Below are 12,107 nucleotides of genomic sequence, written 5' to 3' on the forward strand. Positions count from 1 at the left end.
CCGGTTTTTTAGAATAATTATAGTGGACACTCTGTAACTTTTTCTTCCCAAACACTTTTTCTGTCGATCATTTTTTCTTCCCAAAGACCTAATTCTTCCCCTAAATATGGTAGTAATTCCAAGGTATAATAGTTAATCGGAAGTTCAATCCCTAAGTTTTCAGAAAAACAAATAAATAAAAATTCATCAATTTCATATGTTAAAGCTTCTTCAATCTTATTTGTAGACATATGTTTATAGTTAAAGGCTCCCTGAAAAAATAATTTTATATCTTTTATTAATTTCATTTTATTTTTTATATCCATTTTTACATCCTTTTTAATCTCTAATTAACACCTTTACTATTCGCTGTCACTTTCTATATCCAGAATTTCAGTTTTATCGGCAAAAGCTTTTTTAGCTTCCACAATAAGAATGATTGCCAGAATAAATAGAGCTACTGCAAACCCCAAGAGGATATAGTTATTTAAGTTAGCTTTAATAATAAGAGTTAATGCACTTAATGTAACAGCAAACATAAAGATCATAGGAAATAGTGCCATTTTGTATTCTTTACCCATTTTTTTCAACCATACAGCTATTGCTAAAAGAGCCAGAGCTGAAAGTAATTGATTTGCTGCTCCAAAAATTGGCCATATAGTTGTCCAACCGTTAAATCCTAGAAAACCACTTATTAAAACAGTTATAAGTGTAGCTGTATATTTATTGGTCAATGGATTGTCCTGGGATTTTATATCAGCTGCCATCTCTTGGAAGATAAAACGAGCTAGCCTTGTAGCTGTGTCTAGAGATGTCAAAGCAAATGCTGAAATAGCCAGAGCGGTAAAACTTTTTCCTATACTATAATCTACTCCAAAAGAAGTCATAAAAGTACCTAAACCATCAGAGAAAACATTGATAGGACCTCCTGCTCCTAAAAGGCTAGTGAATTTACCTTTAGACAGATAAGCCACTGTTATTATAGCAATAACTGCTAATACTCCCTCAATCAGCATAGAACCATAACCAACAACTTTAATATCTTTTTCACTGTCTAATTGTTTAGATGTTGTTCCTGAACCTACAAGGGAATGGAAACCAGAAACTGCACCACAAGCTACAGTAACAAATAACATTGGAAATAAAAGTTTTCCATTTATATTAAATGAAGTAACAGCAGCCAGCTTGATAGTTGGTCTCATAATTAATATACCTACAAATCCACCGATTAACATTCCATAGAGTAAGAATGAATTTAAGTAATCTCTAGGCTGTAATAAGATCCATACAGGAGTAACGGAAGCTATAAAAATATATCCAAGTAAGATGATCATCCAGACATTTTTACTCAAACTGATAGGGAAAACATTACCTAAAAATATACAGCCTATAAGAGCAATTACACCGATTACACTACCAGCAGCCAGACTAAAACCCTTTCTGTATACAAAGAAACCAAACCCAATAGCTAAAATTATAAACAAAAGAGATGCAGTGGCAGCCTGGGGAACAGCGACAAATGTATTCGCAACGATATTAGTAAATGCAGCTACAACCAGGATAAGGGTAAGCCATGCAAATATTGCAAATAATTTTTTTCCTCTGGATCCCATTGAGATTCCGATAACTTCTCCCAGAGATTTACCTTTATTTCTGATGGAAGCAAATAATGATCCCATATCATGTACTCCTCCAAAGAAAATACTTCCAACTATGATCCAGAGTAAAACTGGAACCCATCCGAATATAGCTGCGGCTATAGGACCTACAATTGGACCGGCACCGGCAATGGAAGAGAAGTGATGTCCAAGTAAAACCGGAGCCTTGGCTGGAACATAGTCTACACCATCACGCATAGTGTGAGCAGGGGTTTTTCTAGATGGATCGATTCCCCATTTTTTATAAAGATAATTTCCATAGACAGTATAAGCTACAATAAAAATAAGAATTGTAACAACTAATAACCATACAGAATTCATAAATTTCCTCCTTTAATCATCAAAAAAACTGTTAAAAAATACCATATCTTTTTTTCCCATCCTGTTTGTAATAACCTCTTTATTTGTTATATCTATATAGATTATTTTTGTATTGATCCAGCCCTTTATTCCAAATAAAAAACTTTTATGAAATTTAAATTTTTTTATACTATCCCTATCTGTATCTGAAAGAGGACCTCCTATATAAATAAATGAGATCATACTACTCATTTGGTTTTCTTTTTTTCCCTTAAAAAAATTCAAATTTTTCATTAGATATGTTTCTAAAGTATCGATATCCATTGAAAATTCATGGTCTGCAAATGTCTTGCAGAGAACGGTTTCATTGCTTGAAAAGGAATCATAGACCAATTCCTTTGAAAGGATGTATTTAGTGGTCTCCTCTGTATAAATACCTGAAAAATCATATTGGATTCCATCTAATATATCATTTTTTTTTATATCAAAATTAGAGGAAAGTTTATCGATAATTCTTTCTGTTAAATTCTGGATTTTCAAATACCAACCTCCTAAAAATTATAGAACAGCTATTAAAAGTCTGACCGTTTCGATGATCCCGTCTTTATGGGTTCTTTCATAGTGGTGACTGGAATCGACACTGGGACCTATACATGAAAAATTCACATCAAATCCCTGGGTAACTGAGATAGATGCATCTGAACCATACCGGTTGTGAACATCTACAGTGTACTTTATCTGATTTTCTTCACAGAGATCCACCAATTTTTGTCTAAGTTTAAAATCATAGGGTGTTCTGCTGTCTTTAGCGATAATATTAACTTTTCTTTCATCCCCGTTGGAATAGTCAGAAACCAAGCCTATATCCAGAGCAATAAACTGGTCTACATCCTCTGGGATTATAGATACACCATGGCCTAATTCTTCATAGTTTGAAATATAAAAATAGACCTTATTTTTAGGTTTGATATTATTGTCTTTGAGGTATTTAATATAACCGAATAACTGGGCAATACATACTTTGTCATCTATATAACGAGATTTTAAAAACCCATTGTAGGTAAATATAGTTCTTGTATCAAATGAAACAAAATCTCCTATGGATATTCCTAAATCTTCTGTTTCCTTTTTAGAAGTTGTAAATTCATCGATCCTTACCTCTACATTTTCCTGCTCCCGGACTAAGGTAGTAACTTCTTCACCATATGTGTGTCTGGAAGATTTTATAGGGAGGAGAGATCCGGTGTAGGTTCCCATTTTAGAAGTATGGATAGTAAGATTTTCTCCCTCGACACTGTTCCATGAAAACCCTCCGATATTGTTGATAATTAATTTACCGTTAGACTTGATCTGCTTTACCATAGCTCCTAAAGTATCTATATGAGCTGATATCATGGTAACTTCTCCTTTTTCCTCTCCATCCATTTGAGCGATTAAGGCTCCTTTTTTAGTGAAACAAGGAGTAAGACCGAATTTTTTAAATTCCTCTTTACACCTTTCTATCCCATCATAAGTAAGCCCCCCAGGACTTGGAATCTCCATAAGTTCTGTTGTTAATTGCATAATATAATCCCAGTCAATTTTAATCATTGTATCCTCCTAATTTAATTTTTTAATTTTTTTATATCTTTTAAGATGTGGTGTCCGCTGCCTTTAACCACAAAGTTTTTTATGTTTTTATCGATTCCTACAATATTATTTTTATAAAAAAGAGGTATTATAGGAGCATCTTCCATAATGATAGTTTGAGCTTTCATGAGAAGGTTTTTTCTTTCATCTCCTGTTTTTATTCTAGAGGTTTCTATAAGGTTGTCGACTTTTTTATTTGCATAAAAAGACCTGTTACCTGCTCCTCCCTTAGATGCCGAATGAAATAAAGGGTAAAGAGCATTGTCTGCATCTCCTGTACCTGCATTCCATCCAATGATCATTAATTGGTGTTCTCCGTTTCCAGTTTTTTGAATATATGTTCCCCATTCGAGAATATCTATACTGGCATCAATTCCAATTTCTTTTAGGTTTGATTGAATGATTTGAGCCGATTGAGTTCTAAGTGGATTTTCATTCACCCAAATATTAATCTTAGTACCTGGAGCTATTCCCGCTTCTTTAAGAAGTTGTTTTGCTTTTTTAGGGTTAAAATTATAGTTGTGAATATCTTGATTACTCCCATATACATTGGGGCTGACAAAGGTATCTGCGACTATTCCTTTACCATAGAGGGTTACATCGACAATATCATTTTTATTGATGGCATAGCCTATGGCTTCTCTAACTCTTTTATCTGTAAATGGTTCTTTTTCAACGTTTATTCCAATGTATTCAGTAGATAAACTTGGAGTAACTATCAATTTTAGATTTTTATTATTTTCAACGGTAGTCATATCCACAGGAGCTATCCCATATGCAATATCTATTTCTCCTGTTTCTAAACCAATAACTCTATTAGTATTTTCTGGAATAGACCTGAAAATAACTTTCTCTATAGAAGGAGCTCCTTCAAAATAATCTTTGAATCCAGCAAGAGTAATAAAATCACCCTTACTCCAATTTACAAATTTAAATGGACCAGTTCCTATAGGATTTTGACCAAAGTCTTTACCTAATTCTAAGGTATATTCTTTATTTAGGATGGAACACAGAGGATGAGTTAAATTAAATAAAAAAGGAGAAAAACTATTATTCATAAAAACTTTTACAGTGTACTTATCTACGACCTTTACCTCATTGACTGCTGCTATCATCATCTTACTAGAGGGCATTTTTAACATTCTTTCTAAGCTGAATTTAACATCTTCAGCAGTCATCTCTGCTCCATTATGGAATTTTATACCCTTACGCAGATAAAATACCCATTCAGTTTCTGTAATTTGTTCCCAAGATTCAGCAAGGGAAGGAATAATTTCGTTGTATTCATTTGTAGTAACCAGTGTAGAATAAATCTGTTTTGCGACTGCAAGGGAAGGGACATCGTTATAAACTTCAGGATCTAAAGTTTTGGGGTCAGCACCTTGTGCAACTATTAAAGTAGAAATGTCGGATTCACTTTTATTACCACACCCTACAAGTATAAATAAACCAATTAAACAAAATAAAATTTTTTTCATGAGTTATCACATCCTTAAAATAAAATAAATTATTTTATCATATTTTTAAGTTAAGTGCAATTTATTGTTACAAAAGTTTATTTTTTTAGGATTTAAAGGAGTGAAAATGTTATATAAAGAATATTTTATTGAGTTTTATTTAATAAAAAAGTATTTCCTCTACTTTAATACCACATTTTTTGTAGTTTAGACAATTTTTTCGTGGGAGGGGGTTCAAATTTTTAATAGGTATATTTTAATGGATTTTATTTAAATTGAGTTTTAGAGGCTTTTATTGAAAAAATAAGATAATTGATCTATAATGAATATTATTGACTTAAAGTAAGGAATTATAGATTCTTTAAAACTTTATCTTAAAAATATATCCGGCTAGATAAAGGAGGTTTTTTATTTGTTAGCTGAAGAACGTAAAGAAAAAATAATCCAGATGCTCGAAAAAAACGGGAATATAAAGGTCTCAGATCTGACCAGACTTTTTAATGTTTCCTTACAGACAATCAGGAGAGACTTGGAGGTTTTGGAATCAGAGGGCCTCATAAAAAAAGTTTATGGAGGAGCTATCCTGAAAAAAAATAAGATTCAGGATGTCACTCACTCTGCTAGAGAAAAAAAATCATTGGCAGAAAAAGATGAGATTGCAGAAATAACTTTAAAACTTATAGAGGAAGGAGATTCTATAGCATTTAATGACAGTACCACTAACCTTGCCATAGCAAGAAAAATAAAGGAAAAATTTAAACACCTGACTATTATCTCAAATTCCTTGCTTATTGTAAGTGAACTTTCAAATGTAGAAGGATTTAATGTTATCCTTGCGGGAGGAATCTTAAATGCAAAAGAACAGGCATTTTTTGGAGAGATAACTGAAAGAATTCTGGATGAATTTATAATAGATAAGGCTTTTATAAGTGTCAGTGGTTTTTCATTGCAAACTGGGGTTACAGATTATCCCTTGGAAGAGGTTCAACTCCAAAAAAAACTTCTGAAAATAAGTCAAAAGAGTATTATTATTGCTGACAGCAGTAAGTTGGAATCTACATCTCTTATCAAAGTAAGGGATGCTATAGATGTAGACCTTTTGGTCACCGACTCAAATATTGATTCTGAGATTAAGAGTCGTTATGAGAAGGCAGGAATCTCTGTAATCAATCAATAGAGTTATTTTATAAAAAAAACAGGCTGTATATAACAGCCTGTTTTTATCTTTGTGATTTATCCTTTAGAAATATTTAACGAATAGATAGATATTTGCTATGATTAAGGTCTGAACAGCTATGACTATACCGAACTTCATAAATTTACCGAAGCTTATCTTACATCCTGCCTTATTGGCTGAATTTATAGCTACGACATTGGTTGCCGATGCTAAGATGGTGATATTTCCTCCTAAGAGTGATCCCATAGACAGTGCCCACCAAAGAGACATAGTATTTCCCCCTGAAAAAGTAGGGAGCATAAAATGGATGATCTTAGAAACCATAGCTGCATTGGCTACATTCCCTATAACAGATGTAAAAGCGGCGGAAACCCAAAGCACCATAGCTGCTGCATAGTGCAGGTGACCATCAGCTAACTCTAAAACTTTATCTCCTACAAGATCTACAATTCCTGTAGCTTCTATCCCCTGTATCAACATGAATAATCCCATAAAGAAAAATAGTGTATCCCATTCTACATGTTTAAAAACTTCTATAGGTTCCCTTTTGGTTATCAGGATCAATACTACTGCACCAGTAAGAGCCATGATCGCTAATCCCTTGTCGATGAAGTTATTCATCAAAAATCCAAAGATTACCAGAGCGAATATAGTAGCAGATTCCTGGAGTAATTTCATGTCCTTTAGGGATCTAGAGGCATCGAGTTCCATTACTCTGGCTTTTAAGTCCCTAGAGACTATCATCTTTCTACCATACATAAAATAAACTGTGATAAGAAGCACAACCAGTGAAATGATAGCTACCGGAGCTGTATTAATCAGGAAATCATTGAAACCAAGTTTACCCTCTGCTCCTATGATAAGCTGGGTAGGGTCACCGATCAATGTAGCTAATCCACCTATATTGGCTGACATTATAAGGGTCATAATATATACAAAGGGGTCTACCTTTAGTTGGTTTGCCAGTAAGATAGATACCGGTGCCATGAGTAAGATAGTAGTTACATTATCCAAAAATGCTGAACATACAGCTGTAATTACTGCAAGGAGCACAAGTAATGGGAAAGGTTCCCCCTTAACTAGTTGCGCTACCTTTACTGCTAAATATTGAAATACCCCTGTCTCTGAGATGAAATGAACTATTATCATCATCCCTACCAGCAGGAGGATGATCTCCAATCTTGAACCAATAGCATGGAGTGCTTCATGCTCATTTATAATTCCTACAAGTGCCATGGAAAGACCACCTAAAAGAGTGGCTATGGGACCTGGAACTTTCTCTGTTATTATTAAATAAAATGTTGCTATAAATATAATTAAACCTATTGCTAACTGCATCTTTACTTTCCTCCTAAACTTATATATGTAAAACTTTTTTGATTATATGTGATCTTAAAATTGTTCCGTAATATTTTCCCTTTTCAACCACATATATTCTGGTAAAGCCTTTATTTACCATGAGCAGGCATATTTCCATTATAGGAGTTTTTCTGTCTACAACTATTGTTTTTTTTCTGTAAATTTCATCGATTGTGGCTGTTTTTTCATTTTTTAAATATTCCTCGAAGGGTTCCCCTATGGTGAAGAAATCTAAGTCATCCATTACCGATGTATAGTCGGGCATACCATAGGAAATTAACTCCCTTTCAGTCATCTCCCCCAAGAAATTTCTATTGTCATCTACTACAGGAAATCCCGGTTTCTCCTCTGTGATAAGCCTTCTTGCTATATTATCTAAGGTATCGTCCGGACTCACTGGTTTTATTGTAGGATCCATAACATCTTCAGCAGTGATCTTATTTTCCACCTTTACATCGATATGACTTAAAAGATCATATACCTCAGCTTCTGTCTTGGCGTTTTTCAATTTGTCTAAGAGGACCTTATCTTTAACAGCTATCTTGGTGATAGAAGACATGATCTTTAAGATAACTTTACTCTTTAGAGTTTCGGCTGTGATCATAAAGAAGATCTTTACCTGATCTTTATTTCTCATATCTGCCATCTCACATTCAATAGGTTCTTTCATTATACCTATAGAGATAAGGATATCATCATATCCATCCACTCTGGCATGAGGAATAGCTATTCCGCTCCCCATTGCAGTAGAGACCTCGGCCTCTCTGGCAAAAACAGATTTTCTTATGAGATCTACAGATTCATTGAATATTTTGTCATTTTTAGCAGTGTTGTCGATCATTTGACCGATAATATCTTCCTTGGTATCTCCCTCTAAATTTAAGTAGATACACCTAGGATTCAGATAACTTGATAATTTCATTTTTTACCTCCAAAATTATTATTCAATATAAATATAATGTTAACATTACTGTAAATATTTAAACTATGTCAATTATCATAGTGAAAAAATAACTTAAAAATTTTTCACATAAAAACCCCCCCTTAAGGACATATTTACCATGTCTACTTAAAGGGGGATTAAATTAAAAGTGTAAATTAATTTTTTTGATTATCTGCAATATTTATCTCTAAGAGATTTTAAATATTCCGCACTCTTTTTTGCTCCTTCAAACTGATCAGCCATCATTTTTTCGATAACTGCATCATCTACAACTTTGTGTGGGAAATAGTAGTCCAATGGTTTGATAAGGTTTCTATCATATGGTGCCTCTCCTAATTTAAATGCTCCCTCTCCAACTTTATAAATTCCACCTGCTCCAGGCTCTCTTTTAAAGTCTGTACAATATGGGAAACACATCTCCATATTGATTCTTTTTAATGGAGATTTTTCTACCATTATTTTAAATGCCTTATCTAAGTCGATATTTCCTGTTCCTGCCGGAACACCACAAACTAAATAATCATATTTAGCATCTTCATCCTTTACGATTATATGATCCTTAAAATGAGTAGTATATGTATAAGGAGCCATCTTTTCAGCAGCCTCAATAGGATCTTCCCATGCCATCATAGCATTACCGAAGTCATAGTGAAGTCCTACCCAGTGAGAGTTTACTTCTTTTACGATCTTAATAAGCTCATCAGCAGTTTCATACTCATGATTTTCAAGACCTACTTGTATTCTGTACTTTTCTAAAACTGGTACTATATCCTTTAAATCTTGAGTAGTTTGCTCATATGCAGCAGCATCAAACTCATCAAATTTGATATAAGTCCTGATAACGTCTGCTCCGATATGATGAGCTACTCTTACAGCCTTACTAAGTTCTTCATGACTAGTTCCATTACAGTCGATCTCAGCATAAAGGTTATACTTATCGATCTCGGCTCTTACCTTGTCTAAATGCTCTTTATTGTCGTCTCCTAATTGACCTAACTCAGAATCTATTCCCCAGCCTGGAATCATGTTAAGTTCTACACCTTCAAATCCCATCTCTGCTGCCTTTCTTATAAAATCAAATACATCCATCTTTCCATATTGGAAATACAGGTGAAAACTTTCTGTTTCAATACCAATTTTCATATTTTTTCCTCCTAAATAATTATTAACTAAAAACAATTTATCATACTTTTACATTTTATTCAACACTTTTTCGTTTCTTTTTGTTACATTGTGTTGCTTTCTATTGTTTAAGTGGTTCGAAGCCATCCCCTTTTCCCCATACTGAAATAACTGGAGCCATATTAATAAAGGCGTCCTTGTCCATTCTAGCTACATATTCTTTGATGGCATAAGCTTCCTTTGTAGAACATATAGATATTAATTTAAGCTGGAGAGAATTCGAGTCATTGGAGTTATTCCCGACACTCACACCACGGTGTAAAACTTCTTTAATATATATTTTTACTTCCTCGGTTCTAGACGTTATTATTATAACTTTTACCAATTGTGCCCTCATTCCCATGAGAACAGAATCTAAGGTTTTCATATAGATAGCCTGCATAACCAAGGCATAGAGGATAGAGTTTAGACCAAAGACGCTTCCGCAGATTATAAGAACCGTTACATCTATAACAAAAAGAATCTTTGCTATACTTATATGGGGCAGCAGTAATGTGTTGGTTATCCTGGCCAGGGTATCTGAGCTGCCCTGGGAAAATCCCTCCCTTAAGACCAGACCGGATCCTATTCCTGTTAAGACTCCATAATAGATACAAACCAGCAGTTTATCTTCTAATATAATGGTGAAAAGATTAAAGAAATCAAAAACCATCAAAATTAAAGGGTATGTAAGGGATAGTAAGATTATCTTTAATCCTGCTTTTTTACCTAAAAATTTAAACGCTAAGATAAGGGTAATAAGACATAAAAGATAATAGATCAAACTATATCTAACCCCTATAATATTTTCTAATGCCAATGAAAGACCGGTAAATCCTCCTACAGTAAGATTATTAGGTTTCAGAATCACATTTACTGAAAAAGCCTGGATAATACAACCTACATAGACAAAAAAATAACTCTTTAAATTATTATTATTTTTCATTTTTACCTCCTTTTAGATTATAGTTTCTACATTGCTAACTATATCACCACACAACATTAAATGCAACTTAAAACAACTAAAAATAATAAAAAGCTTTACAAAAACAACATAAACGGTTATAATCCAATCAAATCGTTTTAAAAAAGTTTTTGGAGGTTAATAATGGAAAGAAAGAGTAATTTTAAAAAATGGTTCACTTTTATTGTTTTAATTATAGGGGGAGGGTCGATCTATAAATTGTCATCCCTTAAAGATGCATTTTATATCCCAATGCAAGAACATTTTGGTCTCACACACGGACAAATAGGAAATGCCTTATCAATTTATTCTACTGTAGCTACTTTTGGTTTTTTATTTGCAATCTATTTCGCAGATAAATTTTCAAAGAAAATAGCCCTGCCTGCATCACTTATTGCAACTGGAATTTTAGGAATATATCTGTCAACTTTTCCGGGATACCATGGTATTTTATTAGTTTGGGCATTATTCGGGATCACATGTGATATGATGTACTGGCCTATACTTCTAAAATCAGTAAAATCCTTGGGAACAGATAAAGAGCAGGGAAGATTATTTGGATTTTTAGAAGCAGGAAGAGGTGTAGTAGATACAATCATCGCTTTTACAGCACTGGCAATATTTGCATGGCTTGGAAAAGGAGCTTTTGGTTTGAGAGGGGCTATACTATTCTTCTCAGGAGCTACTATAGTAATAGGAATTATTTCTTACTTCTGTCTTGAACATGATGCACCGGTAGAGAAGAAAGAGAGTGGACTAAAGGGAGAGTTCCAAGGAGTTATAAAGGCTGTTAAATGTAAGGAAATTTGGGTTGTATCATTTACAATATTTTCTGTTTATGCGGTATATTGTGGACTTACATACTTCATTCCATTTTTAAAAGATATATATGGATTACCTGTAACACTAATAGGAGCTTATGGTATAATAAATCAATATGGATTAAAGATGATCGGAGGTCCAATCGGTGGATTCTTAGCAGACAAGAAGTTTAAATCTCCAAGTAAGTATTTAAGATTCTCGTTCCTTCTTTCAATAGCAGCTATGATCATATTTATCTTGCTGCCGCATAAATCTATGAATGTATATTTAGGAATGGTATTCACACTTGGTTTTGGAACTATTATATTTTCACAAAGAGCTATTTTCTTTGCTCCCATGGGAGAGATCAATATATCTGAGGATATTTCAGGATCAGCAATGGCTATCGGAAGTTTTATAGGATACGCTCCTGCAATGTTTACATACTCTATCTATGGAAGTATCTTAGACAAATTTCCTGGCTTTACAGGATATAGAATAGTATTTTTAATGATGGCAGGTTTTGCTCTCTTAGGATTTATCGTAAGTAGCTATTTGGTAAAATTAATTAATAAAAATTCAAAAACAGCAAAAGAAACAGCAACTATATCAAATTAGTTTAGAAGCCTGCGGATGTTCTGCAGGCTTTTATTGCCAAAATAGAATATTTAATTTATAA

At 33.5% G+C, this 12,107-nt stretch carries 11 protein-coding genes; 2 read left to right on the top strand and 9 right to left on the bottom strand.

Annotated features, from left to right (window positions below; genetic code table 11):
• Positions 1-17: 17 nt before the first annotated feature.
• From NRK67_02650 to NRK67_02670, 5 genes are read right to left on the bottom strand one after another with little or no spacing between them, the layout of a single operon-like run.
• The gene (locus NRK67_02650) at positions 18-287 is read right to left on the bottom strand and encodes a hypothetical protein (GenBank protein ID UUV16820.1); all 270 of its coding nucleotides are present in this window, start codon (positions 285-287) and stop codon (positions 18-20) included.
• A 54-nt stretch (positions 288-341) separates the two neighbouring features.
• Positions 342-1,958: a carbon starvation protein A gene (locus NRK67_02655; protein UUV16821.1), complete on the bottom strand. Its 1,617-nt coding sequence runs from the start codon at positions 1,956-1,958 to the stop codon at positions 342-344.
• A gap of 12 nt (positions 1,959-1,970) precedes the next feature.
• Complete coding sequence (locus NRK67_02660) at positions 1,971-2,477, bottom strand: hypothetical protein (GenBank protein ID UUV16822.1); 507 nt, start codon at positions 2,475-2,477, stop codon at positions 1,971-1,973.
• An 18-nt stretch (positions 2,478-2,495) separates the two neighbouring features.
• On the bottom strand, positions 2,496-3,524 hold the full coding sequence (locus tag NRK67_02665; GenBank protein ID UUV17756.1) for a M42 family metallopeptidase: 1,029 nt from the start codon (positions 3,522-3,524) through the stop codon (positions 2,496-2,498).
• 17 nt (positions 3,525-3,541) lie between these two features.
• Positions 3,542-5,044, bottom strand: coding sequence for a glutathione ABC transporter substrate-binding protein (locus tag NRK67_02670; GenBank protein UUV16823.1), 1,503 nt, complete (start codon positions 5,042-5,044; stop codon positions 3,542-3,544).
• 391 nt (positions 5,045-5,435) lie between these two features.
• Between NRK67_02670 and NRK67_02675 the strand changes: the two genes are divergently transcribed.
• Complete coding sequence (locus NRK67_02675) at positions 5,436-6,200, top strand: DeoR/GlpR family DNA-binding transcription regulator (GenBank protein ID UUV16824.1); 765 nt, start codon at positions 5,436-5,438, stop codon at positions 6,198-6,200.
• 63 nt (positions 6,201-6,263) lie between these two features.
• Here NRK67_02675 and NRK67_02680 read toward each other — a convergent pair whose 3' ends face one another.
• The 4 genes from NRK67_02680 to NRK67_02695 all read right to left on the bottom strand — a co-directional run bounded on the left by NRK67_02680 (position 6,264) and on the right by NRK67_02695 (position 10,609).
• Entirely contained in the window at positions 6,264-7,538 is a 1,275-nt protein-coding gene (locus NRK67_02680) for an ArsB/NhaD family transporter (protein UUV16825.1), read from the bottom strand.
• A 19-nt stretch (positions 7,539-7,557) separates the two neighbouring features.
• A complete protein-coding gene (locus NRK67_02685; GenBank protein UUV16826.1) occupies positions 7,558-8,481 on the bottom strand; it encodes a PTS sugar transporter subunit IIA in 924 nt (307 codons plus the stop codon).
• Between the two features lie 189 nt (positions 8,482-8,670).
• Positions 8,671-9,645, bottom strand: coding sequence for a sugar phosphate isomerase/epimerase (locus NRK67_02690; GenBank protein ID UUV16827.1), 975 nt, complete (start codon positions 9,643-9,645; stop codon positions 8,671-8,673).
• A 100-nt stretch (positions 9,646-9,745) separates the two neighbouring features.
• Positions 9,746-10,609 (bottom strand): YitT family protein, encoded by an 864-nt coding sequence (locus tag NRK67_02695; GenBank protein ID UUV16828.1) that lies wholly within the window; start codon positions 10,607-10,609, stop codon positions 9,746-9,748.
• 162 nt (positions 10,610-10,771) lie between these two features.
• Here NRK67_02695 and NRK67_02700 point away from each other — a divergent pair, with 162 nt between their 5' ends.
• Positions 10,772-12,046, top strand: coding sequence for an MFS transporter (locus tag NRK67_02700; GenBank protein ID UUV16829.1), 1,275 nt, complete (start codon positions 10,772-10,774; stop codon positions 12,044-12,046).
• Positions 12,047-12,107 lie beyond the last annotated feature (61 nt).

Source organism: Fusobacteria bacterium ZRK30 (assembly GCA_024628785.1).
GTDB lineage: Bacteria > Fusobacteriota > Fusobacteriia > Fusobacteriales > Fusobacteriaceae > Psychrilyobacter.

Coding starts and splice junctions, on each gene's coding strand:
- NRK67_02650 (UUV16820.1), bottom strand. CDS start 287: ATGAAATTAATAAAAGATATAAAATTATTTTTTCAGGGAGCCTTTAAC.
- NRK67_02655 (UUV16821.1), bottom strand. CDS start 1,958: ATGAATTCTGTATGGTTATTAGTTGTTACAATTCTTATTTTTATTGTA.
- NRK67_02670 (UUV16823.1), bottom strand. CDS start 5,044: ATGAAAAAAATTTTATTTTGTTTAATTGGTTTATTTATACTTGTAGGG.
- NRK67_02680 (UUV16825.1), bottom strand. CDS start 7,538: ATGCAGTTAGCAATAGGTTTAATTATATTTATAGCAACATTTTATTTA.
- NRK67_02685 (UUV16826.1), bottom strand. CDS start 8,481: ATGAAATTATCAAGTTATCTGAATCCTAGGTGTATCTACTTAAATTTA.
- NRK67_02690 (UUV16827.1), bottom strand. CDS start 9,645: ATGAAAATTGGTATTGAAACAGAAAGTTTTCACCTGTATTTCCAATAT.
- NRK67_02695 (UUV16828.1), bottom strand. CDS start 10,609: ATGAAAAATAATAATAATTTAAAGAGTTATTTTTTTGTCTATGTAGGT.
- NRK67_02700 (UUV16829.1), top strand. CDS start 10,772: ATGGAAAGAAAGAGTAATTTTAAAAAATGGTTCACTTTTATTGTTTTA.